This is a genomic window from Rhizobium sp. IBUN (assembly GCF_000510625.1).
Classification (GTDB): Bacteria; Pseudomonadota; Alphaproteobacteria; order Rhizobiales; family Rhizobiaceae; genus Rhizobium; species Rhizobium altiplani.
On record NZ_AZNV01000007.1, the window covers coordinates 147,411 to 173,613 of the forward strand.

Sequence of the window (26,203 nt, forward strand, 5' to 3'; positions counted from 1 at the left end):
GAGCGTTCCTCTACCGCTTGATGCGCGCCATCGCGTAAGCATCGACGTAGCTGCCGGCGCGGAAGGCGAAAGCACGGAGTATGCCTTCCTCTTCGAAACCGAACTTCCTGTAAAGGGCGATGGCGGCGTCGTTGTCTGTGTAAACAGTCAACTCCAGGCGCATGATGTTCAGCCAGTTGTCGGCGGCATCGATGACGGCCGCGAGCATCGCGCTGCCGATGCCGCGACCGGTAAAGTCGTCATGCACGCCCATGCCGATGCAGGCGACGTGATTGCGGCGGCCGTGGTAACGGGTCATGCCGATGTCGCCGACGATCTGCTCGTCGATAGTTGCGACCAGACGCATTGCATCCGGATTGCTGTTTTCGACATGGCGGCGGGTCTCTTCAATGCGCTGGTAGGGTGGACGCAAGGTACCGGCGCGGAAGCCCGGCAGATTGACCAGCGCCGTCAATGCCTCGGTGTCGGACGGACTGATGGCTCGGATCGACAGTCCGGCAGGTATTTCTCTGGGGTTTGGATTCTTCTGCATGCAACTCTCCTTCTCAGTTTGAGGAGAGCCGGTTCCCGAACCCTGCTCGCCTCGGCAGGGTTTAGGGGATGACGGACTGCTTCTAACGCACCATCGCTCCCGCCAACCCTGCAAGGGTGGTCGTCCGCGTAAGTACAATGGTCATCAATCCGGTCATGCGCCATGATTTCGCAATCCGCTTGCGGATGTCAACAGCCGGATTTGCGCGGAGAGGGTGGGGAGGTTATGCCAGATCCATGCTATCGAATCGGAAACCTCGTTGAAAACCATCGCCATTGACTTCGAAACCGCCAACGAACAACGCGGCAGCGCCTGTTCGGTGGGACTGGCATGGATTGAGGACGGCAAGGTTACCCGCGTCGAGGAGCGTCTGATCCGGCCGAAGGAGATGCGGTTCTCCGGAATGAACATCGCCATTCACGGCATCCGGCCTGAGCATGTCGAGGACGCGCAGGCGTTTCCGGAAGTGATGGACGAATTCCACGACGACTTCCGAGGTGCGACAATGATTGCGCACAATGCGGCTTTCGATTTCAGCGTCTGGCGCGCGAGCCTCGATCTCTATCGGCAGTCCTATCCGGAGCTGACCTATCTCTGCAGCCTGAAGATGGCCCAGCGGATCTGGCCGCATTTCCTCTCGCACCGGCTCAACATGATCGCCGAGCATCTCGGCCTGCGTTTTGCGCATCACAATGCCGCCGAGGACGCCGCCGTTTGCGCGCATGCGGCGATCGCGATGGCAAGGGCTGTCGGGGCGGCTGCCGTGAACGCCATTCCCGCTCTGATAGGCATGAAGCCTGGCAGGCTGACGTCGACCGGGTATGAGGCCTGCACCTGCAGGAAGGCGTGAACACTTCCTTGTAAAGGCATCAGGCGCGCTTACCTAAGATGCGGATGCAATCAGGGAACCGTCATGTCCAGAAAGAGTTACATCACGCTTGCCGCTGCTTCACTCATCGGCCTTAGTGCCGGCGCTGCCTCAGCCGACGTCGTCGGCAAGGTCGGGGTCGACTGGATTGGCAACGACATCATCATCGATGCGGTGGCCGACCCGCAGGTGAAGGGCGTGACTTGCCACGTCACTTATTTCGACCGCAGCGTTATCGATCGCGTGAAGAACGGCAACTGGTTCGAAGACCCCTCGAACAACTCCATCTCCTGCCGGCAGACGGGGCCGATCGAGATTGGCGACATCAATCTGTCGGAGGGCGGCGACGAGGTGTTCAAGACGGGCATGTCGCTGATCTGGAAGAAGCTGGTCGTCAACCGGATCTACGACAAGAAGAACGACACGCTGGTCTATCTCGCCCACTCCCGCGAACTGACTGATGGCTCGGCGAAGATGGCGATTTCGACCATCCCGCTATACGGCCAGAATGTCACGTGGAAGAACGGCAAGCCGCAATAGCAACACGCCTCGACGCGCTAGGCGCGGCTCTTGGGATGTGCCGGCAGCTCGTCGCAGATCACATCCCAGGACACCTTTTCAGACGTCCAGACGTGAAAGGTCGGATGGTACTCATCCGGGTCGTCGAGGCTGACTGTCATGATGTCGATCAGGTCCGGGTCGGCATCGTTCTGATAGCCGATCGGGGAACCGCATGAGCCGCAAAATGTCCGGACAACGCCTCTCGAGGAGGCAAATGCCCGAGGGGCGCCCTGTTCGTATACCAGCGTTCGCACGGGAAAGGTGACGAACGGAAGCGTAGGAGCCGAAGCGACCTTTCGGCATGTCTGGCAGTGGCAGATGCCGCTCGCCAGCGGCGCCTCGTCAATTCTGTATCGGACCGCACCGCAGCCGCATCCTCCGGTGTGACGGGTTTTCGCCTCGCGCATTCTGCGTACCCCGTTGTTCTTCTGACAACCATTCGAACGCCCGTTCGCGCACTTCGTTCACTCGAAGCCACGTCGGACAATGCGATGAGGAGATAGCCTGCAATGCGGCCCTAACAATGACCGTACAGAAAAAACAGCTCGCAACGGTTGGATGCGAGCGGTTCGAAAATTTCTTCGCGGTTATGCTGCGCTGGTCGCGTCAAGCCGCCTGTGCCAATTCGTCGGCGATTACGGTGTCGAGGTTCAGGAAGCAGACCATGGTCTTTTCCAGGGCGACGATGCCGCGGCAGAAGGCGCGCTGGGCTTCCGGGATGATCTCCGGTGCCGGCTGCAAGTCTTCGCTCTTGATGGTCATCATGTCGGAGACCTGCTCGACCAGCAGGCCGACGAGCTTGCCGGCAATGTCGGTGACGATAATGGCGGAGCGCTCCGATGGCTCGGTCATCTTCATGCCGAGGCGGCAGGCCATGTCGATGACCGGGATCACCGCGCCACGAAGGTTGATGAGACCGAGGACGTAGGGCGGCGTGTGCGGCATCGGCGTGACGGGCGCCCAACCGCGGATTTCGCGGATCGCCATGATGTCGATGCAGAATTCCTGCTCGCCGAGATGGAAGGAAACGATCTCGAGATGCGAGCCGGTCTGGTTGATGACGGTATTGTTCATGATCAGAATTCTTCCCAGTTGTCTCCGGCCGGTGCGGCCATGGCTCTGGCGGTTGCGCCGCCGCTGAATGCGCCCGCGACCTTGCCGATAAGGCTTCGTGCGGGAGATGGTTTCGGATGCGAGACTGCGGTGGCTTCCCGCGGCGTGGAACGGGCATTCATGCCTTCGCCGATCTTGAACGTCTGGATCAGGTGGATCAGGCTGTCGGCATCGGTGGCGAGCGCGTGACTTGCTGCGTTCGTTTCTTCCACCATGGCCGCGTTTTTCTGCGTGACCTGGTCCATCTGGCTGATGGCCGTATTGATTTCGTTCAGTCCGGTAGATTGTTCGCGTGCAGAGGTTACGATTGATTTAACATGCTCGTCGATGCGCAAAACATCTTCGCCGATCTGGCGCAGGGCTTCGCCGGCCGCCGTTACGAGTTCGCCGCCGGCCTTCACCTCGGCGCCGGATTTTCCGATCAAGGCCTTGATATCCTTGGCGGCACCGGCCGCGCGGCCGGCGAGTTCGCGTACTTCCTGTGCTACGACAGCAAAGCCCTTGCCGGCTTCGCCGGCGCGAGCAGCTTCGACGCCCGCGTTGAGGGCGAGGAGGTTGGTTTGGAAGGCGATCTCATCGATGACGTTGATGATTGTTCCGATCTCGCGCGAGGCGGTCGCGATTCGCTCCATCGCGGCCATGGCGTCGGTCACGACCACATCTGATTTCGCGGTATTCTGCCGGGTGTGGGTAACCATGTGGCCGACTTCCTCGGCACGGTTGGTGGCGTTGCGAACCGTTGCGGTGATCTGGTCGAGCGCCGCGGAGGTTTCCTCCAGCGAGGCCGCCTGCTGTTCCGTACGCTTGGCGAGGTCGTCTGCTGCCGAGCGCATCTGCTGGCTGTTTGCCTGGATGGAAGTCCCGTTTTGGGCGATCCCGGCCATTGTCTGGCGGAGCGTCGCCGTGGTGTGATTGAAGTCGGTGCGCAAGCGCTCAAGCTCTGCCGTGAACGGCTGATTGATGGTGACTGTCACGTCGCCGCCCGCGAGCCGCGTAAGGCCGTCGCCCAACGCATGGACTGCATCGTTGAGCGCTTCGGCGTCCGCGAGCTTCGCTGCTTCACGGCTGCGGCGCTCGGCGTCGCTCTGCTGGCGTTCGCTGTCGCTACGCGCCTGCAATTCCTGCTTCTCGATTGCGGCAAGCCGGAAGCTCTCCGCTGCGCGTGCCATGTCGCCGATCTCATCGCCCCGGTCAGTGGCGGGGACAAGGCTATTGAGATCGCCGCGCATGATGCCCTGCATGCTTTTTCGCACACCCTCGATACCGCGACGGATGGAACCGCCATGAATGTGTTGCAGGGTGCCCATTGTCAGGATGGCGACGATGCCAAGTGCCAGCTGGATCAGTATCGCCCGCTCCGAGATTGCGTTCGCCTCGTCGATCCGCGCCTTGGCCAATTCGCCGCCTTCGCGTGCGAGCTTGTCCAGCGTCGCACCCACCTTGTCGCCGCCACCGTCGATGGCGTCGTCCAGTTTGTCAAATTCACTGTCCGGCGCGCCGGCTTCGACAGCAGATTTCAAGTCTCCGACGACACTTTTCCCCAGAGACGCCACGTCTGCGTCATACGTGGACAGTAGACTTCCGGCGTTCAGCTCTTCGCCCAGGCGGTGCATCTCCTTGGAGCTGCTCTGCAGCTCGCCGATCGCCTCGTTCATCAGCTTCAGGCGTTCGGGCATCACGGCGCGATCGCCACGGTCAACGATGGTGTCCATGGCGGCAAGAATGAGGGTGAGGTTTGCGGCGCGCATCTCGTTAATCTGGTCGACGCTGGCCTGGATTTCGTTGGCTTGTCTCAAAGCCGCGTCGGCGCTCGAATTTTGATACCAGCCAACTGCAAGCATCGAGCCGAAGCCAATGAACGCCGCGCCGGCAAGTGTCCCCAGCCGTTGGCCTACGGAGAGGTTCTTGCGCACTTTCATATCAGTCATTGATGATCATCCCCCTCCGCGATGAAACGCGGTGTGCGTCTTGCGCTCACGCGGATAGCCGGGGATTGAAATGCCGGGTGGACCTCATGTCACGAGAACGTAGAATGTTCTATCCATTCCTAAATATAGATATGTACTTTTAAGTATTTGCTAACCCTCAAAGATTGCAACCGTCTTTGTTTTATCTGCTAAGTGTTTGAAGATTTTGGTTTTTGTGAAACTGATTTCGCCTTTTCCGTGTGCTGGTGGGGCAATCGGTCGCCACTGGGAAACGTGATGTTGAATTGCGCCCCGAAGCAGGAGGCGATATCACCCGACAAACGGGAATAATCCCGATCTTTGAGGTTCGATCGATGAAGACTGTCCGCATTGCGGTGTGGGTTGCGGTGCTGCTGATGGCCGGCATTCTCGGCTGGCTGACGCTTAATGTCACCAAGACGAAGGAGGCCGTTTCCGAGGGGCCGTTCGGCGTGCCGTTCACGCTCGTTGCCCAGGACGGCAAGCCGATCACCGAGCAGGCGTTCCGGGGCAAGCCGACGGCGCTCTTCTTTGGCTTCACCCATTGTCCGGAGGTCTGCCCGACAACGCTCTTTGAGATGAACGGTTGGCTGGAGAAGGTCGATCCGGATGGCAAGAAGCTGCAGGCCTACTTCGTGACCGTCGATCCGGAGCGCGACACGCCTGAGGTGATGAACGAATACGTTTCCAACGTGTCCAAGCGCATCGTCGGTATATCAGGCGCGCCCGACAAGATTGCAGATGTCATCAAGGGTTATCGCGTCTACGCCAAGAAGGTTCCGGTGGACGAAAGCAATCCGAACGGCGACTACACGATGGATCACACGGCTTCTGTCTTCCTGCTCGATTCGGAAGGGCGGTTCTCAGGTACTATCGCCTATGGCGAAAATCCCGATACGGCTGTAAAGAAACTGGAGAACCTCGTCAGCAAGGGATGACGGCATGGCGTCAGGGCATCGCAGCATCTTGATCGCCGGAGCCGGTGCGACTGGTCTGACTGCTGCTCTTGAACTCGCCCGCCGCGGCCACCTCCCGCGCATCGTCGATAGCGACGCCGGACCGGTGCCCCTAACGGAAAGCCGTGCTCTCGGCATCAATGCCAGAACGCTGACGCTGCTTTCACCTTCGCGTGTGACGGACACGATCCTGCAAGAAGCGCAGCAGATCCAGCACTTCCGGATCGCCGCCAAAGGCAAGGTCCTTGCCGACATCGACACCACGGAGGTTCCCGGTCCCTACAGTGCCATCCACGCGCTGGCGCAAGGGCATACCGAGCGGCTGCTGCTCGGCAAGCTTTCCGACTATGAGATCGTTCCGGAGTGGCAAACCGTCGTGGAGGCGGTTTCCGGCGATCTTTCGGAAACGAAGGTGACGCTAAAGAAGCTGGATGGCTCGGTCGAAACCGCGGATTTCGATATCGTGATCGCGGCCGACGGGTCCCATTCAACGGTGCGAGAAGCCCTCGGCCTCGGTTTCCCCGGGCAGGTGCTGGAGAGCAGCTTTTACCTGGCGGATTTTCGCTACGCCGGACCGGTCGATCCCAGCTATGCCGAGATCAGCCTGTTCGATCCCGGCATGATCGGGCGCTTGCCTGTGACGCGCGATGTTCTCCGCTACATTTCGACGCTTCCCGATTTCGAGAGCCGCATCGAGCATCCCGCGCCCATTGCTGAACGGGTCTGGGCGTCCGATTTTCGCATTCACTTTCGCCGTGCCGAGGTAATGGCTAAGGGCAACGTTTTCCTTGCCGGGGATGCTGCGCACATCCATTCGCCTGCCGGGGCGCGGGGGATGAACCTCGGCATCGAAGACGCATGCTGGTTGGCCTGGCTGATCTCGGAGGGGCGGGAGCAGGAGTATGCGGTGCTCAGGATGCCTGCGGTGACGACGGTGCTGAAGCAGACCCATCAATTGACATCGCTGATCACAATGAAACATCCGATGGCAATCGCGATCCGCAATCTTGCCGTCCCGGTGCTTTTGCGGATACCTGCATTCCGACAAAAATTGCTTCACGGTGTTTCCGGATATGATACGCAGTCGCCGCCCTGGATCGATGGTGCCCTATAAAAGAAAGAGTGATTGTGAGTGAAATACGCCTTTATGTGACGACGACCGAAGTGCGGGCCGGTGAGATTCTGGACCTGCTGTCCGAGGTCTTCGGCGAAGAAGACTTCGCGATCGCGACGACTGAAATCGACGAGAAGAAGGACATTTGGGAAGCCTCCGTCTACATGATGCGTGAAGACGAGGCGCAGGTTCGCGCGCGTGTCGAGGACGCTCTGAAGACGAGCTTTCCCGACGCAAAGGTCGAACGCGAGGTGATCCCTGACGTCGATTGGGTCGCCAGGTCACTCGAGGGGCTGAAGCCGGTTCGGGCAGGGCGGTTCCTCGTCCATGGCTCGCACGACCGCGACAAGGTGCGGCCCGGCGACATTGCGATCGAGATCGATGCGGGCCAGGCGTTCGGTACCGGTCACCACGGCACGACGGCCGGCTGCCTGGAGACGATCGATCGCGTTCTTCGTTCCCGCTCCGTGCGGAATGCGCTCGACCTTGGAACCGGCAGCGGCGTTCTGGCGATTGCCGTGAGGAAGCTGCGTAACATTCCCGTTCTCGCCACCGATATCGACCCGCTCGCAACTCGGGTCGCGGCCGAGAACATCAGAAGCAACGGGATTGCGTCCGGTATCTCGACGGCAACAGCGCCGGGTTTTCACTCGACGGCCTTTTCCACACATGGTCCCTTCGATCTCATCATCGCCAACATCCTCGCGCGACCGCTGATCAAGATGGCGCCGCAGCTCGTCAACCACCTGGCGCCGGGGGGCTCGGTCATCCTCTCCGGCATTCTGGCCGCCCAACGCTGGAAGGTGCTTGCCGCCTATAATGGTGCGCACCTGCGGCATGTCCGCACGATCTGGCGAAAGGGTTGGGTGACGATCCATCTCGACCGCCCTTGAGATGAAGGCAAAAGAAAAGGCGGTGCCAATGGCACCGCCTTGAGACCAGTTTCCCGGTCAGTGCCCGCGAGCTCGAAGGAGGAGGAGCGCTCGAGCGGGCTTCTACTGTTCTGATCGCCGATCCCGTGAGGGAGGAGGAGAAGGGAGCGGCGAGTTGCTCAGAACGCGTAGCTGGTTGCGACCTGATGGCGCGTAACCCTTTGGCCGGCGCCGAGCAGCTTGAGGGTGTCCTCATGCAGCGGACGGCGCGAGCCGATGATGTGACGCACAGTCTGGCGCTCGCCAGCCTGCACCGGGCTGCTGTAAGCGAAGCGCGACAGAGGGGCAGTCATATCCAAATTCCTTTTGTTTCGTTTCAGGTTCGTCTCGAACCCTTCTGATGGCGCCTATATAGCGATTTAGAAAAGCTGAGGGAGAGGGTTTCATTCATGGGAGCCATGCAGAGAATGCATAAAGCGTGCCAGTTTGCGAATCGGCGCCTCATTTCCGCCGAATTATTGCGCGGCTCTCACTCAGGTATCGCGTCGCAATTTCTCGTATTCTCCTGAAATTCCGATAACATAGCCGAATCTCTTCGCTGAGGGGATCGTCCAAAAAAACGGGTTATTGAGCATGTTCCAGTCTTTCGAAGTCACCTCGACGCCACAATTCGGCCGCGATCGCGTTTCGGCCTTGCGCGCAAGCTTTGATGCGCTTGGCATCGACGCCTTTCTGGTGCCGCGCGCCGACGAGTTCAACGGCGAATACGTGCCCGCTTGCTCGGAACGCTTGTCGTGGCTGACGGGTTTCACGGGCTCGGCGGGGGTCGCGCTGGTGACGCGTTCGGAGGCGATTGTCTTCGTGGACGGGCGCTACGTGACGCAACTTGCCGAGCAAGTCGACAACGCGGTCTTCACCGGTGGTGACCTTGTGAACGAGCCGCCTCATGCCTGGCTTGCAAGGAATGGCTCCAAGGGCTTGCGTCTTGGCATCGATCCCTGGCTGCACTCCGGCGCGGAGGTGCGGCGACTTGAAAAGGCGCTTGCCGAAATTGGCGGTTCGCTCGTTGTCCTGCCTCACAATCCTCTGGACAAGCTCTGGAGCGACCGGCCGCAGGAGCCGTTGGGGCAGGTGACAATCCAGAACATCGTCCAGGCGGGCGTGCTCGCAACCGACAAGATCGCAACGGTCGCGGCCGATCTTGCAAAGAAGAACCTCAAGGCGGCGCTGATCGCGGATCCGTCTTCGGTCGCCTGGATCTTCAATATCCGCGGTGCCGATGTGCCGCACACGCCGCACCCGCTGGCGCGGGCGATCATCTATGCCGACGGCAAGGCGGACGTCTTCCTCGACAAGCGCAAGACCGGTATCGAACCCGAAGCCTATCTCGCTCAGATGTGCATGCAGCTTCCGCCGTCGGAGCTCGAAAAGAAACTGTCGGCTGTCGCAAAGGACGGTGGTCGCGTCCTCGTGGATCCGGACCTCACCTCGTATGCCCTGGCGGAGATCATTCGCAAGGGAGGTGGCGAGGTCGTGGAAGGGAACGATCCCGCAAAGCTTCCGCGAGCGGTGAAGAACAACGTCGAGATTAACGGTTCCGCGGCCGCGCATCTGCAGGATGGCGCAGCGATGGTCGAGTTTCTCTACTGGCTGTCGCAGATCAAGCCCGGGACCGTGACGGAGATCGACGTGGCGGAGAAGCTGGAAGCAGCGCGCGCCCGTGTCGGGCAGAGCATGCAGAACCCGCTGAAGGACATTTCGTTCGATACGATTTCCGGAGCCGGCGAGCACGCGGCGATCATGCACTATCGCGTCACGACGGAAACGAACCGCAAGCTGGAAGCCGGAGAGCTTTTCCTGATCGACTCCGGCGCCCAGTACATCAACGGCACGACGGACATTACCCGCACCGTCGGGATCGGTTCGGTCACCGAGGAGCACAAGCGCTTCTTCACGCTGGTGCTGAAGGGCATGATCCAGATCAGCACCGCGCGTTTTCCGAAAGGCACGCGCGGCTGCGATCTCGATCCGCTGGCCCGCATCGCGCTCTGGCGGGCGGGGGCCGATTTCGCCCATGGCACCGGCCACGGTGTCGGGTCCTACCTTTCGGTGCATGAAGGTCCGCAGCGCATCGCCAGGTTATCAACGCAGGAATTACTGCCGGGGATGATCCTCTCGAACGAGCCCGGCTACTACCGTCCTGGCGCTTTCGGCATCCGCATCGAGAACCTGATCTATGTCCGCGAGGCAGAGGCAATCGATGGCGGCGACACGCCAATGCTCGGATTCGAGACGCTGACCTTCTGCCCGATCGATCGCAGCCTCGTCATTCCAGAACTTCTGAACCATGACGAGTTGCATTGGCTGAACAATTATCATGAGCGCACGCGGGAGGCGCTGATGCCGCTGATCCACGACCACGACGTCAAGGCGTGGCTGGAGAACGCGACCTTGCCGCTGGAATATTGAGCCAGGCGGCCTTGCTCGCCGCCGACGGCGTCACATGCCGATCGTGTGACGCCAGCCCAGAACAAAGAGCCAGGCGACAATCAGCATCCAGGTGTGCGAGGCCCGCAGGCCAACGACGAGTGCGACGAGCAGGGCCAGCTTCGAATCCCAGCCGCCGATGAAGAAGGCCGGCGCGACAAGCGTCGTCAAGACTGCAGCTGGGACCGCAGCAAGTGCCGCCTCCATGCGTGGCGGAATGCGCTTCATCGTGGTGATGAGGATATAGCCGCCGATGCGGGTTGCGTAGGTTGCAACCGCCGCGGCGACGATCACGAGTGCCATATGAAGATCGAAGGCCATCGTCATACCTCGTGCAGATCGGATTCGAGTTCCTGCTCGTGGGGCGGCGGCGGGAACAGGGCGGCAAGGATGATGCCCGCAGCGGCACCCAGGCTGACGTGCCAAGGCGAGCCCACATAGTGATAGGCGACAACGGAGGCGACCGCACTGACTGCGGCGACCGGCAGAAAGTTGTCGCGATGGCGGAAATCCAGGACGATTCCGAGGAAATAGGCCGGCAGCAGGATGTCGAGACCGATCAACTTCGGGTCGCCGATGTAGTTGCCGAGGAGCCCGCCGAGCAGGCTTACCAGGACCCAGGGGATGTAGATGATGATGCCGAACCCGAGGTACCAGACAAAGGTGACCGGCTTGCCTGCTTCGCCGCGCTTCAGCGTTTCGGCAAACTGCGGATCGACCAGCAGGAAAAAGGTGAAGAATTTCTGGAGCGGCGAGAAGTGCTTGATGTAAGGGGCGATGGCCGCCGAATAGAGGACATGGCGAAAGTTGACGGCCAGGATGGAGGCGACGATCAGCCACGCCTGGACGTTATGGCCAAACAGTTCGAGGCCGACCATCTGGCTCGCGCCGGCATAGACCGTGGCGCTCATGAAGGTCACTTCCGCGAGCGACATGCCGTTATCGACTGCGAGCGCTCCAAACAATGCCCCGAACGGGGCCGAGGCCATCGCAATGGCTGAGCCACCGCGCAAGCCGTCGAAAAAATCAGCGCGACTCATAGGCGATAATCCTTCTGGAATTTTGTCCCCGTCTAAGGACGGGCGGTATCCGCCGCAAGCAAATTTCCTTGATTGACCGATCGATTTCGCTGAACGATGCACACGCGACTGATTGCCTCTCGAGGACCAACGATGACCGGGATCGAACTATCGAAAGAGGAAAAGGCCGAACTCATTGCGCGGATCCAGCACTATTTCAACAGGGAGTTGGACCAGCCGATCGGCCTCCTGAAAGCGGAGTTTGTTCTCGAGTTTTTCGCGAAGGAAGTTGGCGCCGCTTACTACAAGAAGGGGCTCGAGGATGCGCAAGTCGCGCTTGCCAGACGCATGGATGACTTTTCCGAGGACGTCTATCAGTTGCAGCGGACTGCGACGGAGTGATCAGCCTTCCAAAATTTGTCCGCTGGTGACGATGTCGATGCCGTGCTCGCGCATTTCCTTGACCGCGATCGCAACACCTTCGGGCGTGATCCCACGGCTGGCATCCTCGACAAAGCGAACCCGCACTCCGGGCATCATTTCGGTCGCATCGAGGACGGAGAACTTCACGCAATAGTCGGTTGCGAGACCGCAAACGTCGAGTTCCGTGACATCCTGCCCCTCGAGAAAGTCGGCGAGCCCGGTGAGGGCGTCCTGATCGTTGTCGCGGAATGCCGAGTAGCTGTCGACACCGCGATTCTCGCCTTTCTGGAGGATGAGATCGATCTCGCCCGTCTTGAGGTCGGGATGCAGTTCAGCGTCCACCGTTCCTTGAACGCAATGGTCCGGCCACATCATCTGCGGCTTGCCGGAGAGCGTCCCTAATTCGAACGGCTGCTTGCCGGGATGAGATGAGGCAAAGCTTCCATGGCCGGCAGGATGCCAGTCCTGGGAGGCGACGATCAGGTCATACTTGCCGCTCTCGATCAGGCGGTTTGCGATGGGAACCACTTGGTCGCCATCCGGCACCGGCAGGTTGCCGCCCGGGCAAAAGCCATTCTGAATATCGACTAGAAGCAAGGCTTTCATCGGTGCGACTCCCTCGATTTGCACTGCAACATGCCAAGGGCCGAGGGACGGCGCAAGCGCCGAAACGCTTCGCCGCATGGGCGGCGAAGCGGGCCTTGAAATGGTCAGGTCGGCCGGTGCCCCTTCAGCCCATAAAAGGCAATGTAAGCATAGCACAGAACCGGCATCAGGAAGGCGAGATGTATGCCGATCGTGTCGGCAAGGGCGCCTTGCAAAAGCGGCAGCAAGGCGCCGCCGACGATTGCCAGGCAAAGGATTCCAGAGCCTTGGCTCGTGTATTTTCCAAGGCCGTACAGTGCGAGACTGAAGATCGTTGGGAACATGATCGAGTTGAAGAGGCCGATTGCGAGGACCGACCACATGGCGACGTGACCGCCCGAGAAGACGGTGAGTAACAGCAACAGGATGACCGCGGCTGCATTGAAGGCCAAGGCCTTGCCGTCATCGACGTAGCGCATCACGATAGCACCAATGAACCGGCCGATCATCGCGCCGCCCCAGAAGTAGGATACATGATGGGCGGCCTCGGCTTCCGAAAAGCCTGCGATATCCGGCTGGCTCATGAAGTTGACCAGGAAGCTGCCGATGCTGACCTCCGCGCCGACATAGAGGAAGATGCCGACTGCGCCGAGCACGAGATGGCGATACTGCCAGGCCGAGCCGCCGCCGGTGATCGGCTCAATATCTTCCGCACCTTCAACCTGGGGGAGCTTGAGGGCTGCAAAGAGCGCGGCGAGTAACAGGAAGGCGACAGCCAGCAGCATATAGGGGAACTCCACAGCGCTCGCTTCGGCAAGCCTGACGGCGTCGAGTTGTTCCGGAGTGGCACCCGCGACGGCGGCCGCTGTCGCAGACAGGATCAGGACTGCGCCGAACATCGGGGCAAGTGTCGTGCCGAGGGAGTTGAAGGCCTGTGTCAAGGTCAGGCGGCTTGCGGCAGTGTCGGGTGGACCGAGGACCGTGACATACGGGTTTGCCGCGACCTGAAGCACGGTGATCCCAGTTGCCAGCACGAAGAGGGCGCCGAGGAAGAGTGCATAGACACGGTAGCTTGCGGCCGGAATGAAGAGCGCGCAACCGATGGCGGAAATGATCAGGCCCGTCACGATCCCCCACTTGTAGCTGATGCGCTTGACGAGCGCGCCGGCGGGCAGGGAGACGATGAAGTATGCGCCGAAGAAGCAGAGCTGGATCAGCATCGATTGCGTGTAATTCAGCTGGAAGACGTTCTTCAGGTGCGGAATGAGAATGTCGTTCAGGCAGGTGATGAAACCCCACATGAAAAACAACGATGTCAGGGCCACGAGGGCAAATTGATAGCTCGCTGCCGGGGAAGCCGATGCCGGGCGCGTCGTCGCGGCACTGTTGGTGATGATACCAGCCACAGTCTTGTACCTCTTGTTCTTGTTGCGCCGGAAATTTTCTCTTGAAGCCGTCGAAACGGCGGGCCGGCGGTGGCTCGGCAAGGCGCTTGGGAGGAGGCATGCAGCAAGCCACAAGGCTCATATATCCATTTGAAACCAAATTGGTAGTATTCAAACGATTTTTATTGTGCGTTGCGGCGGGTGGTTCGCCCCTGCGAACATGTGCTGACGCGGGCGGTTCTTGCGCCGGCGTGTCCAGTACCGTGGAGAGATTTCCTGCGCCGGGGAAATGGTCAGGCCGCCGAAGCGGACTTTTCATCCGCCGCGACGCTGCCTTGTCCTTCTGTCTTGCGGCTGGCGTGATAGGCGCGTTTCTGCGCGTACATCGCAATGTCGGCACGCCGCACCATGGCTTCCATCGTTTCCCCCGGCTCGCTTGTCGCGACACCGAGCGATATGCTGAGCGGAGCATTGGAGTAGAACTGATTGTTGATCTTCAGCAGCTCGCCGATGGTCTCGACCATTGCGGCGACAGCCTGCTTGTCGGCGCCGGGCATCAGCACCGCAAACTCGTCGCCGCCGATGCGGGCAGCATGGTTTGGCTGTGTGGCAGCGCCATTCAGGACTTCGCCGAGACGCCGCAGCAGCGCATCGCCGGCATCGTGCCCCAGCTGGTCGTTGGCCTCCTTCAGGCCGTTGAGATCGATGACGACAGCCGAGACCGGCCGCAGCGACTTGCGTTCGAGCCTGTTCAGCTCGTCCACGTAGAAGGCGCGATTGTGAAGCTTGGTCAGGACGTCGTGCTTGCCGAGATATTCGAGGTAAGCTTCGGCCTTCTTGCGCGCTGTGATGTCGGTGAGGGCTACCTGCACAAGTGCCCAGTCGCCTTCGTGGCCGGGAAGGACGGAGAATTGCAGAAGGACGTAGCGCTCGGAGCCGTCGAGGGCGTAGTTGATCACTTCGCGCTGATGAAAGAGCCGGCCGTTCCAAAGCTCGATCAGCTGTTCGCGGAAGTGTTTTTCCATGTCGTCGCGGAAGACATCGCCAATGCGCTGCAGAAGTGTATGCCGGTCGGGTGCGCAGAACAGGTCGAGGGTTGCCTGGTTGACGTCGATCACCCGGATCTCGCTCATGCACTGACGCACGAACTCGGGATGGACATCGGTGAAAACCCTGAAATCGTCGATGCCGCGATCGCGGACATTCTCAAGCAGCAGTTTGATCTGGCTGAAATCCTCGACCCAGAGCGAGACCGGCGAATGCTCGAAGATGCCTTCGGCGTAGCGGCGATTTTCGCGCTCCTTGCGGCGCGCTTCCTCGCGTGCGGTGACATCTTCCGTTGTCAGCATTATCTGCGCAAGCGACTGCTCATGGCCCGGCAGCACCGAACCACGGAGCTGGATATCGAGCCTGCGACCGGACAGTGTATAGTTGACCGCGCTGCTGGCGAATTCGGTCTTGCCATCCCAGAGTTCGGCCAATTCGTTGACGTGGCTTTCGAGCATCTCGTCGCGAAACACCAGGCCGAGATTGGCGACCAGGTGGTCGAGATCGTTAGCCCCGAAGAGTTCGAGTGTCTTGCGGTTGACGCGCAGCACGCGGATGAGCTGTGAGCAGGCGGCGACGCGCGTTGTGTCTTCTCTAAGGTAAGCTCGGATGTCTTCGACGCCCTCAGCGCGCCAGCGATCGAACTGCGCCTTGACCCCGCTGAAATCCTCGATCCACATCGCGATCGGTGACAGGTCGAAGATATCGGAGTCGCTCATGATGAGACTTTCGGTTTGTTGTCGCATGTGTGGAGGCGCAGCGTTGTTCGTCGGCTTTTAAGCATGATTCGTAAACCTTCACTTGATGCGCGAAGATCGGTTTCCCGATCCTCGTGCGATTCATGCCATTGACGCGCGCTCAGTCAGGCCAATCTAGAGATAGGAGACCTTGTGCCCGCGACAGTGCGAGTGAGTGATGATGATGAGCAGCGTTCAGAGTCTCGGGCGACAGGCGACAGTCGCGACGGCCAAATTCTGTCTCGTCATGCTGGTCATGATTTTCCTCGCGGCGGGATCCCTGTCTTACTGGCAAGGCTGGGTGTTTCTCTTGCATTTCTGCGGGTGGTGCGCAGTCCTCACGGCCTATTTCGTCAGGCGCGACCCGGAGTTGGTCCGGAAACGCATGAGTGTCGGGCCGGAGGCGGAACGCGAGCCATCGCAGAAGCGCATACAGTCCTTTAACAGCATCGCAATTCTTGCGCTCTTCGTGGTTTCGGCGCTCGACCACAGGTTCGGTTGGTCAGTCGTTCCGGCCCCGATCTTGCTTCTCGGCAATGCATTGATCGCGGTCGGCTTTATCGGCTGCTTCTTCGTGCTCCGGCAGAATTCGTTTGCCGCGGCGACAGTCGGCGTGACGGCGGGGCAGCGGGTGATTTCGACCGGCCTCTACGGCGTGGTGCGCCATCCGATGTATGCCGCGGCGCTGGCGATGTTTTTTGGCGTGCCCTTGGCGCTGGGTTCCTATTGGGGTCTGCTTGTGTTGCCTCCCGTCATTGGTGGTCTGGTCGCCCGCCTCCTAGATGAGGAGAGGTATTTGGTGGGCAATCTGGTCGGCTATGCCGAGTACCGCAGCGAGGTCCAATGGCGCCTGGTGCCTGGGATCTGGTGACGGATCATCCCTCTGGAGGCTGGTGAGGCGGCGGCCGTTGCGGTAAATATCGCGACAGGTCGATGGAGGGCGTCGTGGCAATCAGGGTCGTGCAATTGGGTTCGCCGCGGGCAGAAGGCGAGGGGGTGCGGATCGGTACCGTCCGCCGGCCGCCACGGGGCGTGCCGAAGGAAGAGTTTTCCAGCCGCAACTACTATGACGTCTGGCTGCCGGTGCTTTCGCCGAGCCAGGCCCTTGTGACGGAAGCGAAGGCCGCGACGACCGACGCCGAGTGGACGGCCTTCGTGCGCAGCTTCACGAAGGAAATGAAAGTGCCGGAGGCGAGCCATGTGCTGGACCTGCTCGCCACGCTTTCGCATGCCAGTCATTTTTCAATCGGCTGTTACTGCGAGAACGAAAACCGCTGCCATCGAAGCGTGTTGCGGCGCCTGCTTGAAGAGCGTGGTGCGACATTTGCCGCGGAAGGCTGTGCCTGATGGCTGCAGAGGATCAGCTGGAGCGAAAGCCAACGACCGAGCCCGGTTCAGAGGAGAAGATCGATGCGACCTTTCGCAACGGGTCACTGACGGCAGCCGGCATCATTCTCGGTTTTTCCCTGAGTTTCATGAGCCGCTGGGCTTCGAATCCGAACGACTGGAGCCGGATCGATATCCTGCCGATGTTGCTGCTGACGGTAGGGATTGCCTTGCAGGTCAAGGTCTTCGCCGATCTGCTGGCCAGGGACTCGCTGATTGCGGCCAAGTACGATCGGGCGAGGCGCCTGTTCCTGATCGGAATCGCGGTCGTCGCCGCCGGGATCGGGCTCGCATTGCTCAACGACATACTGGGGCTGGGATCGATGCCGATCCTGGGATGAGCGGGCGCCACGCCCGCTCCATGAATTCGGACTTCCTCGCTTGTCGGTAGTCGTTCGTGTACCTGCGGGATCAGGTCCCTAGGATGATCTTGCTGCAGGCAAATGCGACGGTCGGACTGCTCAACACGGCAATCATGAGCGAGGCTACGATCAGAGGCAGCGAATAACGTTTCATCTGCGTCCTCCTTCTCTCCCGCGGTCAGTACGCGCGGGAGTTCAGTATGCGGGACGCGGGACGGTAAACGAAGTCACGAAAGGGTGAGGCGAGCCGCGCTGTCGTTTGCTGCAGTAGTCGGCGAGTTATCCGAGGTCAGTTAGTTGACGGTTCCGCTTCAGGAAACCCTCTCCACAAACCCATCCAAGACCCGCTTCTGGCCTGCCCGGTCGAATTCGATCGTCAGCTTGTTGCCCTCGATCTCCACGATGTTGCCGTTGCCGAATTTGAGGTGGAAGACGCGATCGCCGGTCTTGAATTTCGAGGGCTCGGCGGCGGTTGATTTCGCCACGAGTTCGCCATCGATGGTGCGGCTGCGCGGGCCGCTTTCGCCGTAGCCGATGCGTTCGACGGCGTGGCCAGAACGTGTGCCCCAGTTGTCGCGGGTGGCGTCCGTCTTGTTCTGCTGGGCACGCTTCCAGCCGGGCGTCGAATAGGAGTTGGCGAAGGGGTCAGCCTTGTCGAAACGGGACTGGCCGTAGCCACCGCGACCATAGCCGCCGTAGCTCTGCTCGGCTTCCGCCACCTCGACATGCATTTCCGGCAGTTCGTCGAGGAACCGCGAAGGGATGGTCGACTGCCAGAGACCGTGGATGCGCCGGTTGGAGACGAACCAGATGTGGCAGCGGCGCTTGGCGCGGGTGATGCCGACATAGGCAAGGCGGCGTTCTTCCTCGAGGCCGGCGCGGCCGCTTTCGTCCAGTGAACGTTGGTGCGGGAACAGGCCCTCCTCCCAGCCCGGCAGGAAGACGGTATCGAACTCCAGGCCCTTGGCGGAATGCAACGTCATGATCGAGACGGCGTCGAGGTTTTCGTTCTGCTCGGCGTCCATGACAAGCGCGACGTGCTCGAGGAAACCACGCATCGACTCGAAGCTCTCCATCGAGCGAATGAGTTCCTTCAGGTTTTCGAGACGGGTCGGCGCGTCCGCCGACTTGTCGTTCTTCCACATGTCGGTGTAACCCGACTCTTCAAGGATCTGCTCGGCAAGCTCAGTGTGCGGGGTGTTTTCCAGCATTTCCTGCCAGCGGCGGAATGATTGGACGACGTCGAAGAGAGCTTTGCGCGCCTTCGGCTTCAGCTCGTCGGTTTCGATCATGTCGGCGGCTGCGGCCAGCATCGGAATGTCGCGGGCGCGGGCATAATCGTGGAGGGCGCGCACCGTCGTATCGCCAAGACCGCGCTTCGGGGTGTTGATGATGCGCTCGAAGGCGAGGTCGTCGGCAGGCTGGGCGACGAGGCGGAAGTAGGCCATGGCATCGCGGATTTCGAGGCGCTCGTAGAAGCGCGGGCCGCCGATGACTCGGTAGTTGAGGCCGAGCGTCACGAAGCGGTCTTCGAACTCGCGCATCTGGAATGAGGCGCGCACGAGGATCGCCATGTCGTTGAGCAAATGCCGCTTTCCATTGGCGTCGCCGCGTTGAAGTTGCTCGATCTCCTCGCCGATTTCCCTGGCTTCCACCTCTGAATCCCAGGATGCGTGCACCTGGACCTTGATGTCATCGGGGTCGCTGCGGTCGGTGAAAAGCGTCTTGCCGAGGCGGCCTTCATTGTGAGCGATCAGGTGGCCGGCGGCGCCAAGGATATGCGCCGTCGAACGATAGTTGCGCTCCAGCTTGATGACCTTGGCGCCCGGGAAGTCCTTCTCGAAGCGGAGGATGTTGTCCACCTCGGCACCGCGCCAGCCATAGATCGACTGGTCGTCGTCGCCGACGCAGCAGACGTTCTGCGGCTCGCCCTTCGGGCGCTGGGCAAGCAGCCGCAACCACATGTACTGGGCTGTGTTGGTGTCCTGATACTCGTCGACAAGGATGTAGCGGAAGCGGCCGTGATACTCCTTGAGAAGATCCGGATTTTTCCGGAAGATCGCGATCGGGTGCATCAGGAGATCGCCGAAATCGCAGGCGTTCAGCGTCGAGAGCCGTTGCTGATAGGCAAAGTAGAGTTCGCGGCCCTTGCCGTTGGCAAAGGCGCGGGCGTCGCCCTCTGGAATGTCGCCAGGGCCGAGGCCCTTGTTCTTCCAGCCATCGATCATTCCGGCGAACTGCTTGGCAGGCCAGCGCTTGTCATCGAGGCCTTCCGCCTGGATCAGCTGCTTGATCAGCCGGACGACATCATCGGTGTCGAGGATCGTGAAGTCGGAGCGCAGGTTTACGAGTTCGGCATGGCGGCGCAGAAGCTTGACGCCGATCGAGTGAAAGGTGCCGAGCCAGGGCATGCCCTCGACGGCGCCGCCGACGAGCACGGCAATACGTTCCTTCATCTCGCGGGCGGCCTTGTTGGTGAAGGTCACGGCAAGGATCTGCGAGGGGAAAGCGCGTCCAGTGTTCAGGATATGGGCGATGCGCGTCGTCAACACGCGCGTCTTGCCGGTGCCTGCACCGGCGAGCACGAGTACGGGGCCTTCCAGTGTCTCGACGGCTTCGGTCTGCTCCGGGTTCAGGCCGGAAAGATAATCGGGGCGCCTGCCGCCATCGCGAGCTGCCATGGCACGGGCGGCGAGCCCTCCGGCGGCGGGAGCGGCAGGGGCTGGCTGCTTGCGCGGCGGCTCGCCCGGCTCTTCATCGAAGAAGGGGATATCGTCGAAACTATTGCTCATGGCGCGTAATGTAGTGATTCGGGATCGAAAGACCAGAAAAGATGTTCTGCTTTCATTCCGCCCCGCACCCGCTGTCCTCAGCTTATGCAGTGCATTCGAGCAGGCCTGCCCGGGAATTGCCTATGTGCGCTGTAAGGGGCGGCCTCGGTCGCGCGCAAGTATCGTCAATGAAACTCAGAAAACAAAATCGTCATTTGACGTTGACGATGAAATTCTACAACACGGCAGGCGGCGGTCGAGAGTTACTCAGTCTTGAATTACAATTCAGTAATGCTGGAGCAATTCGCTTGCTGGTGATCGGCAAAGAGACAATATTGTCGCAGACGCGCGGCAATTTGTCCTGCGAACGCCTCTTTCGATAGACCCTGGACTAGCCTCGAGTCCCTCTGGAGACGTGAATGCCATTTTGGAAGCAGTTTATAGTTTGCCTTGTCGTGATTGCGGCCGGCTTTGCTGGATGGGTTTTCTTCGTGCCAGTGGCTGGCGAGACGCTACGGAAGGCCGGCTTTTCAGAGGTTTCAAAGTTGGCGCCCGGTGAGGCTGCACCGAAGCCGGTGGGGAGCGAGGAAGGGCAATCGAGACGTCGCAGCGGCGGAGCAAACGCGCCCGTTCTGGTCGCCACGCAGGCCGTCGTTCGTGGTGTCGTCAATGATCGGCTGAGTGCCATCGGCACGGGCGACGCCATCCGCTCCGTGGTGGTGATGCCGCAGGCAAGCGGGACAATTCGCGAGATCCTGATCAAGTCGGGCGACAGGATCACCAAGGGGCAGGTGCTTGCAAAGCTAGACAGCGAAGAGCAGGTCATCGCTCGCGGTCAGGCCGATGTGGCGCTGAAAAGCGCCGTCGAGAAATCCAGCCTCTACCACAACATCAAATCCAGCGTGTCGCGCATGGATGTCTTCGACGCCGAAATCGCCGAGCAAGGCGCACGCCTTCAACTGCAGGCCGCCGAACTCAATCTCGAGCGTCGCAGCATTGTCGCGCCGATCGATGGCATTGTCGGCATCATCCCGGTCAACGTCGGCGACAACGTTTCGACGACGACGCCGGTCGCGACCCTCGACGACCGGACCGAAATCCTGGTCGACTACTGGGTGCCGGAACGCTTCGCCAACACGATCACGGTCGGCCAGCCCGTGGAGGCAACGTCGGTGGCACGGCCAGGTCGGGTATTCTCGGGCGCGGTCGAGGCAATCGACAACCGCATTGACGCCGCCAGCCGGACAATGCGCGTGCGGGCCCGAATCGACAACGCATCGGACGAACTGCGCGCCGGCATGTCGTTCAATGTCGGGATGAGGTTTGGCGGCGACCAGTATCCCGCGGTCGATCCGCTCTCAGTCCAGTGGGATTCGCAAGGCGCGTTCGTCTGGCAGGTCGTCGACCGCAAGTCCGGCAAGGTGCGTGTCAGCATCGTGCAGCGCAATCCCGATTATATTCTCGTCAAGGCCGATCTGGACGATGGCGATGCAATCGTCACCGAAGGGCTGCAGCGTGTCCGTGAAGGCGGCGCGGTACGGGTGGCCGGCGAAGTGGCGTCGAATTCGGAGCCAGTCACGCAATGACCGTGACCGAGATGCAGGAGAAGCCGGCTTCCGGCAAACAGACCTTCACCGCGCTGTTTGTCAGGCGCCCGATCCTTGCGCTTGTCTTCAACGCCCTGATGATCGTTGCCGGCCTTGCAGCCTATGCCGGGATCGAAGTGCGCGAACTGCCCGATGTCGACCGACCCGTGGTGACGGTGCGCACGACTTTCGACGGTGCCTCGCCACAGACTATCGACCAGGAACTGACGAAGGTGATCGAGGGCGCGGCCGCACGCGTCAGCGGCCTCAAATCCATTTCGTCCAGTTCTCAGTTCGGCCAGAGCCGGGTGACGCTCGAATTCTCTGACTCCGTCGATCTCGCGGTAGCGGCAAACGACGTGCGAGATGCCATCGGCCGTATCGCCGACCGCCTTCCCGAAGAGGCGGATGCGCCGCAGATCGTCAAGGCGGATTCCGATTCTCAGCCGATCATGCGTCTTGCCGTTACGTCGTCGAAACTGAACATGGACGATCTGACGCTTCTCGTCGAGAACCAGGTCATCGACCGGCTTGCCTCGGTCGATGGCGTTGCCGATGTCGAAACCTACGGCGACCAGGAGAAGGTCTTCCGCGTCGACGTGAACCAGAGCGAACTGGCCAGTCGCGGGCTGACCGTTGGCGATCTGACGAAGGCGCTTTCCAGCGCTGCTCTCGACGTGCCGGCCGGATCGCTAAAGAGCCCGACGCAGACGATCGTTGTCCGCGCGATGGCAAGTTTGCAGACGCCGGAGGATTTCTCCAACGTCATCCTGCAGAACCACGTGCGTCTCGGCGATGTGGCAAATGTTACCCTCGGACCGCGCGACGGGCAGACGGCGCTGCGCTCGAACGGCGTTCCCGGCATCGGCCTCGGCGTCATCCGCCAGGCACAATCGAATACGCTGAACATCTCCAACGGCATCAAGGACGCCGTGGCCGAGCTTTCAAGAACGCTTCCCGAAGGCACGCGGATCGCCATCACCAGCGATGACGCCGTCTTCATCCAGGGCGCGATCCATGAAGTGGTGCTGGCGCTCATCCTGGCCGCGGTCATCGTCACCGGCGTCATCTATCTCTTTCTGCGGGACTGGCGTGCGACGATCATCCCTGCCGTCAGCATGCCGGTTGCGCTGATCGGAACCCTGGCAGCGGTCTATCTCGTCGGCTTCTCGATCAACATCCTGACGCTGCTAGCGATCGTGTTGGCGACCGGCCTTGTCGTTGACGACGCGATCGTCGTTCTCGAAAACATCGTTCGCCGCCGTTCGGAAGGCATGGGACCTCGAGCGGCTGCCGTGCTCGGCGCGCGCGAAGTGTTCTTTGCTGTCATCGCCACGACCGCGACGCTTGCAGCGGTCTTTATTCCGCTTTCCTTCCTGCCGGGGCAGGTGGGTGGTCTGTTCCGCGAATTCGGCTTCGTGCTGGCTTTCTCGGTTGGCCTCTCATCCATCGTTGCCCTGACGCTATGTCCGATGTTGGCTTCACGGATACTGACGAAGGAGATGCTTGAGGACCATGGCCTTCTTGGCCGTTTCGGAACGTGGTTCGCCGACGCCTACCGATGGTCGCTGCACGCCTGCCTGAATGCACCGCTTGTGGTCATCGTCGCTTCGTTGCTTTTTGCCGGTGCCGCTGTTCTTGCTTTCCAGACGGTTCGAAGCGAGCTGACGCCGAACGAAGACCGCGCGATGGTGATGATGCGCCTGACCACGCCGCAGGGGTCAAGTCTCGAATACACGCGCGACAAGATGCAACGGGTGGAGGAATATCTCCAGCCGCTTGTCAATAGCGGCGATATCAGCAATGTCTTTTCGATCTCGGGACAGGGCGGACAGGTCAACAGCGGCTTCATGGTGCTGACGCTGGCGCCGTGGGGTGAACGCCATCGCACACAGGCGGAGATCGTGGCCGATATCAACCGGGCCGCCGCAAGGGTTCCGGCGCTGCGCGGCAATGCGATCCAATCGAACAGCCTGCGCATCCGCGGCGCCGGCAACGGACTGCAGATGGCCTTGGTCGGCAACGATCACGAGGCTCTGACGACTGCGGCTGCTCAACTGGTGCAGGCCCTCGACGCCACGGGCCATTACGATACGCCGCGACTGACCAACGAACCGACCCAGGCCCAGGTGTCGGTGACGATCGACCGCGAGCGTGCCTCCGATCTCGGGATCGACATCACCGGCCTTTCAACGGCTATGCAGTCGCTCCTGGAAGGGCGATCGGTCGTTGACGTTTTCGTCAAGGGCGAAGCCTATCCGGTGCTGCTCACGTCGAACACCCGACCGCTCGACGATCCGACGGATCTAGAGAACGTCTTCCTGAAGACGGGCGATGGCAAGATCGTGCCGATGTCTGTAATCGCGTCACTGACGGAGAGCTCGGTCGCGCCGCAATTGAACCGCGAACAGCAGCTTGCGTCGGTAGCGATCACGGCCGGCCTGAAGAATGGTCTTTCGCTCGGAGATGCCGTCAAGGAAGTAAGCGAGATCTCCAAATCGATCCTGCCTGCCGGTGCGCGTCTCGTGCCACTTGCCGAGGCGGCGACGCTGGAGGAGAACTCAAGCGGCATGGCACTGACCTTTGGCTTTGCAATCGTCATCATCTTCCTGGTTCTGGCCGCGCAGTTCGAGAGTGTGCTGTCGTCGGTTATCATCATGTCGACGGTTCCGCTCGGGCTGGCATGCGCCGTCTTCGCGCTGATCATTACCGGGTCGAGCCTCAATATCTACAGCCAGATCGGCCTTGTTCTGCTTGTGGGCGTGATGGCGAAGAACGGTATTCTGATCGTTGAATTTGCCAACCAACTCCGCGATCGCGGCGAGGAGGTGCGCACGGCCATTGAGAAGGCGTGCGCGCTACGCCTGCGCCCCGTGATGATGACCATGATAGCGACGATCCTCGGCGGCGTTCCGCTGGTCTTCGCCCATGGCGCTGGCGCGGAAGCGCGCGTTGCGCTTGGCTGGGTTATCGTTGGAGGGCTTGGCTTTGCGACACTGGTGACGCTCTACATTACGCCGGTCGCTTACCTGCTGATTGCCCGCTTCGCGAAGCCGCATGCTCACGAAGAGGAGCGGCTCCACGAAGAAATGGCACACGCATCGCGTCCGCGCCCTGCCGCCAAGGCAGGTCGGCTGGAGGCGGCAGAATGAACCGCGCCTTCAGCGGGTAAGGTCCTGCGAGTTATGGCTTATAAAAAGTTGTAGGATTGGATGAATTTCTTCTAAATTTTAGACGTTTTTTAAGTGTGAGCGGTAATCATTCCGACAGAAGCCGAAAGGTCCTCCAGCGTTTTCTGAGGGCCGCCCTGGTGCCTCGTTCAGGCGCTCCCGGACAATGATCGTTCGCGGTACGGTTTGTTTGTATCAGTGTATTGTTGTGTTCGGAGTACAGTACCTTGAGCATTTATCGGCGCACCTCGGTGGATGCCGCGCTGTATGTATTGCGCGACATCGGTCGCGACATGACCAAAACCCAGAGGCAGGTGTCAACCGGCCTCAGAGTCGAAAGAGCGGCCGACAACGGCGCCTATTGGGCGATTAGTTCGACCCTGAAAACTGATCAGAAAGCTCAATCGGCCATTCGCGACGCTCTCGGCCTGGCCGCTGCGACGATGGGCACGGCCTATAACGCCGTCGACAGCGCAATTGATCTCGTCAGCGAGATCAAGGCAAAGCTGGTCGCAGCGACCGAGTCTGGTGTCGACAAGGACAAGATCAACACCGATATCGCCCACTTGAAAGATCAGCTCCGGTCGGTCGCGCAGTCGGCGGAGTTCAACGGCGACAACTGGGTTGCGATCGACGATTCGGCCGATCCCTCCAAGCCGAGGGAGATCCCGTCGTCGTTCATCCGCTATTCCGACGGAACGGTGAAGGTCGATATGCTGAGCTATGAGGTCGATCTCGCGCCCGTTGGGGCAACCACCTCGAAGGATGCTCGCTACCTGATTGACGACCGTACCACCGGTTCCGGTGAATATGGCGCTCTTACATCCCAGTATTTCGCGACCGAGGCCGGTGCCTCGCAGAACTATGTGATGCTCAAAGGCGCTGGTAACACGGCTGGGCAGGTTGAAATCGGTGTTTCGAGCAGCACGACGCAGGCGCAGGTGAAGGAGATGATCACCGTCGTCGATATGATGCTGAACCAGATGACGACGGTTGGCTCGGCCTTCGGTGCGCTTGAAAAGCGCATCAGCATCCAGAGCGACTTCGCGCAGTCGCTGGACGACTCCTATTCCCGCGGCATCAGCCGTCTGATCGACGCCGATATGGAAGAGCAGTCGAGCCTGCTGCGTGCCTTACAAACCCAAGAGCAGCTTGGCTTGCAGTCGCTGAACATCGCCAACGCCAGCTACGACACGGTTCGCCAACTCTTCCAGAACCTCTAACCGGTCGTCTTGAAGTAGAACTGTCGCTTAGATTCCGACGGGCGACTTAGCGGCCTGGCC

The 26,203-nt window shown here is 60.6% G+C and carries 24 protein-coding genes; 13 read left to right on the forward strand and 11 right to left on the reverse strand.

From position 1 onward, the window contains the following. Window positions 1-10: 10 nt before the first annotated feature. Window positions 11-532: a GNAT family N-acetyltransferase gene (locus RHIBUN_RS0109415; protein ID WP_025659385.1), complete on the reverse strand. Its 522-nt coding sequence runs from the start codon at window positions 530-532 to the stop codon at window positions 11-13. Window positions 533-791: 259 nt separating this feature from the next. Here RHIBUN_RS0109415 and RHIBUN_RS0109420 point away from each other — a divergent pair, with 259 nt between their 5' ends. Together RHIBUN_RS0109420 and RHIBUN_RS0109425 are read left to right on the forward strand one after the other, a co-directional pair. Next, window positions 792-1,382 carry a 3'-5' exonuclease gene (locus RHIBUN_RS0109420; protein ID WP_025659386.1) on the forward strand — a complete coding sequence of 197 codons (591 nt, stop codon included), beginning with the start codon at window positions 792-794 and terminating at the stop codon, window positions 1,380-1,382. A 63-nt stretch (window positions 1,383-1,445) separates the two neighbouring features. Further along, window positions 1,446-1,940, forward strand: coding sequence for a CreA family protein (locus tag RHIBUN_RS0109425; protein WP_025659387.1), 495 nt, complete (start codon window positions 1,446-1,448; stop codon window positions 1,938-1,940). A 17-nt stretch (window positions 1,941-1,957) separates the two neighbouring features. Here RHIBUN_RS0109425 and RHIBUN_RS0109430 read toward each other — a convergent pair whose 3' ends face one another. From RHIBUN_RS0109430 to RHIBUN_RS0109440, 3 genes are all read right to left on the reverse strand, one after another. Continuing rightward, a complete protein-coding gene (locus RHIBUN_RS0109430; protein WP_018858339.1) occupies window positions 1,958-2,368 on the reverse strand; it encodes a GFA family protein in 411 nt (136 codons plus the stop codon). A gap of 199 nt (window positions 2,369-2,567) precedes the next feature. After that, window positions 2,568-3,035, reverse strand: coding sequence for a chemotaxis protein CheW (locus RHIBUN_RS0109435; RefSeq protein ID WP_018858340.1), 468 nt, complete (start codon window positions 3,033-3,035; stop codon window positions 2,568-2,570). 2 nt (window positions 3,036-3,037) lie between these two features. Continuing rightward, entirely contained in the window at window positions 3,038-5,002 is a 1,965-nt protein-coding gene (locus RHIBUN_RS0109440; RefSeq protein WP_025659388.1) for a methyl-accepting chemotaxis protein, read from the reverse strand. Window positions 5,003-5,355: 353 nt separating this feature from the next. Here RHIBUN_RS0109440 and RHIBUN_RS0109445 point away from each other — a divergent pair, with 353 nt between their 5' ends. From RHIBUN_RS0109445 to RHIBUN_RS0109455, 3 genes are read left to right on the forward strand one after another with little or no spacing between them, the layout of a single operon-like run. Then, window positions 5,356-5,958: an SCO family protein gene (locus RHIBUN_RS0109445; protein WP_018858342.1), complete on the forward strand. Its 603-nt coding sequence runs from the start codon at window positions 5,356-5,358 to the stop codon at window positions 5,956-5,958. A gap of 4 nt (window positions 5,959-5,962) precedes the next feature. Continuing rightward, window positions 5,963-7,090: an NAD(P)/FAD-dependent oxidoreductase gene (locus RHIBUN_RS0109450; protein ID WP_025659389.1), complete on the forward strand. Its 1,128-nt coding sequence runs from the start codon at window positions 5,963-5,965 to the stop codon at window positions 7,088-7,090. 14 nt (window positions 7,091-7,104) lie between these two features. Next, window positions 7,105-7,983, forward strand: coding sequence for a 50S ribosomal protein L11 methyltransferase (locus RHIBUN_RS0109455; protein ID WP_025659390.1), 879 nt, complete (start codon window positions 7,105-7,107; stop codon window positions 7,981-7,983). Between the two features lie 158 nt (window positions 7,984-8,141). On the opposite strand, the gene RHIBUN_RS36785 is transcribed toward RHIBUN_RS0109455, so the two are convergent. Beyond that, a complete protein-coding gene (locus tag RHIBUN_RS36785; protein ID WP_167354916.1) occupies window positions 8,142-8,315 on the reverse strand; it encodes a hypothetical protein in 174 nt (57 codons plus the stop codon). Window positions 8,316-8,595: 280 nt separating this feature from the next. On the opposite strand from RHIBUN_RS36785, the gene RHIBUN_RS0109465 reads away from it, so the two are divergent. Continuing rightward, a complete protein-coding gene (locus RHIBUN_RS0109465; protein WP_025659391.1) occupies window positions 8,596-10,431 on the forward strand; it encodes an aminopeptidase P family protein in 1,836 nt (611 codons plus the stop codon). Between the two features lie 30 nt (window positions 10,432-10,461). On the opposite strand, the gene RHIBUN_RS0109470 is transcribed toward RHIBUN_RS0109465, so the two are convergent. After that, entirely contained in the window at window positions 10,462-10,770 is a 309-nt protein-coding gene (locus tag RHIBUN_RS0109470) for an AzlD domain-containing protein (RefSeq protein ID WP_025659392.1), read from the reverse strand. A gap of 2 nt (window positions 10,771-10,772) precedes the next feature. After that, window positions 10,773-11,489, reverse strand: a complete 717-nt coding sequence (locus RHIBUN_RS0109475; protein ID WP_018858348.1) for an AzlC family ABC transporter permease — start codon at window positions 11,487-11,489, stop codon at window positions 10,773-10,775. Window positions 11,490-11,621: 132 nt separating this feature from the next. On the opposite strand from RHIBUN_RS0109475, the gene RHIBUN_RS0109480 reads away from it, so the two are divergent. Further along, the gene (locus RHIBUN_RS0109480; RefSeq protein WP_025659393.1) at window positions 11,622-11,870 is read left to right on the forward strand and encodes a DUF2164 domain-containing protein; all 249 of its coding nucleotides are present in this window, start codon (window positions 11,622-11,624) and stop codon (window positions 11,868-11,870) included. On the opposite strand, the gene pncA is transcribed toward RHIBUN_RS0109480, so the two are convergent. The 3 genes from pncA to RHIBUN_RS0109495 all read right to left on the reverse strand — a co-directional run bounded on the left by pncA (window position 11,871) and on the right by RHIBUN_RS0109495 (window position 15,627). Beyond that, the gene (gene pncA / locus RHIBUN_RS0109485; protein ID WP_025659394.1) at window positions 11,871-12,497 is read right to left on the reverse strand and encodes a bifunctional nicotinamidase/pyrazinamidase; all 627 of its coding nucleotides are present in this window, start codon (window positions 12,495-12,497) and stop codon (window positions 11,871-11,873) included. Between the two features lie 104 nt (window positions 12,498-12,601). Next, a complete protein-coding gene (locus RHIBUN_RS0109490) occupies window positions 12,602-13,873 on the reverse strand; it encodes a sugar MFS transporter (RefSeq protein WP_198021140.1) in 1,272 nt (423 codons plus the stop codon). Window positions 13,874-14,154: 281 nt separating this feature from the next. Next, entirely contained in the window at window positions 14,155-15,627 is a 1,473-nt protein-coding gene (locus tag RHIBUN_RS0109495; protein ID WP_025659396.1) for a sensor domain-containing diguanylate cyclase, read from the reverse strand. Between the two features lie 202 nt (window positions 15,628-15,829). On the opposite strand from RHIBUN_RS0109495, the gene RHIBUN_RS0109500 reads away from it, so the two are divergent. The 3 genes from RHIBUN_RS0109500 to RHIBUN_RS0109510 all read left to right on the forward strand — a co-directional run bounded on the left by RHIBUN_RS0109500 (window position 15,830) and on the right by RHIBUN_RS0109510 (window position 17,372). Further along, entirely contained in the window at window positions 15,830-16,516 is a 687-nt protein-coding gene (locus RHIBUN_RS0109500) for an isoprenylcysteine carboxylmethyltransferase family protein (RefSeq protein ID WP_245271650.1), read from the forward strand. 74 nt (window positions 16,517-16,590) lie between these two features. Then, window positions 16,591-16,992 carry a DUF488 family protein gene (locus tag RHIBUN_RS0109505; protein ID WP_025659398.1) on the forward strand — a complete coding sequence of 134 codons (402 nt, stop codon included), beginning with the start codon at window positions 16,591-16,593 and terminating at the stop codon, window positions 16,990-16,992. After that, window positions 16,992-17,372, forward strand: a complete 381-nt coding sequence (locus RHIBUN_RS0109510) for a hypothetical protein (protein WP_025659399.1) — start codon at window positions 16,992-16,994, stop codon at window positions 17,370-17,372. Before RHIBUN_RS0109505 ends, RHIBUN_RS0109510 begins: the two co-directional genes overlap by 1 nt. 332 nt (window positions 17,373-17,704) lie before the next feature. Here RHIBUN_RS0109510 and RHIBUN_RS0109520 read toward each other — a convergent pair whose 3' ends face one another. Then, window positions 17,705-20,185, reverse strand: a complete 2,481-nt coding sequence (locus RHIBUN_RS0109520; protein ID WP_025659400.1) for a UvrD-helicase domain-containing protein — start codon at window positions 20,183-20,185, stop codon at window positions 17,705-17,707. A 398-nt stretch (window positions 20,186-20,583) separates the two neighbouring features. Here RHIBUN_RS0109520 and RHIBUN_RS0109525 point away from each other — a divergent pair, with 398 nt between their 5' ends. The 3 genes from RHIBUN_RS0109525 to RHIBUN_RS0109535 all read left to right on the forward strand — a co-directional run bounded on the left by RHIBUN_RS0109525 (window position 20,584) and on the right by RHIBUN_RS0109535 (window position 26,143). Further along, window positions 20,584-21,750 carry an efflux RND transporter periplasmic adaptor subunit gene (locus RHIBUN_RS0109525; RefSeq protein WP_025659401.1) on the forward strand — a complete coding sequence of 389 codons (1,167 nt, stop codon included), beginning with the start codon at window positions 20,584-20,586 and terminating at the stop codon, window positions 21,748-21,750. Beyond that, window positions 21,747-24,902 carry an efflux RND transporter permease subunit gene (locus tag RHIBUN_RS0109530; RefSeq protein ID WP_025659402.1) on the forward strand — a complete coding sequence of 1,052 codons (3,156 nt, stop codon included), beginning with the start codon at window positions 21,747-21,749 and terminating at the stop codon, window positions 24,900-24,902. The genes RHIBUN_RS0109525 and RHIBUN_RS0109530 overlap by 4 nt, the downstream gene beginning before the upstream one ends. A 245-nt stretch (window positions 24,903-25,147) precedes the next feature. After that, window positions 25,148-26,143 carry a flagellin gene (locus tag RHIBUN_RS0109535; protein WP_025659403.1) on the forward strand — a complete coding sequence of 332 codons (996 nt, stop codon included), beginning with the start codon at window positions 25,148-25,150 and terminating at the stop codon, window positions 26,141-26,143. The last annotated feature ends 60 nt before the right edge of the window (window positions 26,144-26,203 follow it).

Coding starts and splice junctions, on each gene's coding strand:
- RHIBUN_RS0109415 (WP_025659385.1), bottom strand. CDS start 532: ATGCAGAAGAATCCAAACCCCAGAGAAATACCTGCCGGACTGTCGATC.
- RHIBUN_RS0109425 (WP_025659387.1), top strand. CDS start 1,446: ATGTCCAGAAAGAGTTACATCACGCTTGCCGCTGCTTCACTCATCGGC.
- RHIBUN_RS0109430 (WP_018858339.1), bottom strand. CDS start 2,368: ATGCGCGAGGCGAAAACCCGTCACACCGGAGGATGCGGCTGCGGTGCG.
- RHIBUN_RS0109435 (WP_018858340.1), bottom strand. CDS start 3,035: ATGAACAATACCGTCATCAACCAGACCGGCTCGCATCTCGAGATCGTT.
- RHIBUN_RS0109440 (WP_025659388.1), bottom strand. CDS start 5,002: ATGACTGATATGAAAGTGCGCAAGAACCTCTCCGTAGGCCAACGGCTG.
- RHIBUN_RS0109445 (WP_018858342.1), top strand. CDS start 5,356: ATGAAGACTGTCCGCATTGCGGTGTGGGTTGCGGTGCTGCTGATGGCC.
- RHIBUN_RS0109450 (WP_025659389.1), top strand. CDS start 5,963: ATGGCGTCAGGGCATCGCAGCATCTTGATCGCCGGAGCCGGTGCGACT.
- RHIBUN_RS36785 (WP_167354916.1), bottom strand. CDS start 8,315: ATGACTGCCCCTCTGTCGCGCTTCGCTTACAGCAGCCCGGTGCAGGCT.
- RHIBUN_RS0109465 (WP_025659391.1), top strand. CDS start 8,596: ATGTTCCAGTCTTTCGAAGTCACCTCGACGCCACAATTCGGCCGCGAT.
- RHIBUN_RS0109470 (WP_025659392.1), bottom strand. CDS start 10,770: ATGGCCTTCGATCTTCATATGGCACTCGTGATCGTCGCCGCGGCGGTT.
- RHIBUN_RS0109475 (WP_018858348.1), bottom strand. CDS start 11,489: ATGAGTCGCGCTGATTTTTTCGACGGCTTGCGCGGTGGCTCAGCCATT.
- RHIBUN_RS0109480 (WP_025659393.1), top strand. CDS start 11,622: ATGACCGGGATCGAACTATCGAAAGAGGAAAAGGCCGAACTCATTGCG.
- pncA (WP_025659394.1), bottom strand. CDS start 12,497: ATGAAAGCCTTGCTTCTAGTCGATATTCAGAATGGCTTTTGCCCGGGC.
- RHIBUN_RS0109495 (WP_025659396.1), bottom strand. CDS start 15,627: ATGAGCGACTCCGATATCTTCGACCTGTCACCGATCGCGATGTGGATC.
- RHIBUN_RS0109500 (WP_245271650.1), top strand. CDS start 15,830: ATGAGCAGCGTTCAGAGTCTCGGGCGACAGGCGACAGTCGCGACGGCC.
- RHIBUN_RS0109510 (WP_025659399.1), top strand. CDS start 16,992: ATGGCTGCAGAGGATCAGCTGGAGCGAAAGCCAACGACCGAGCCCGGT.
- RHIBUN_RS0109520 (WP_025659400.1), bottom strand. CDS start 20,185: ATGAGCAATAGTTTCGACGATATCCCCTTCTTCGATGAAGAGCCGGGC.
- RHIBUN_RS0109525 (WP_025659401.1), top strand. CDS start 20,584: ATGCCATTTTGGAAGCAGTTTATAGTTTGCCTTGTCGTGATTGCGGCC.
- RHIBUN_RS0109530 (WP_025659402.1), top strand. CDS start 21,747: ATGACCGTGACCGAGATGCAGGAGAAGCCGGCTTCCGGCAAACAGACC.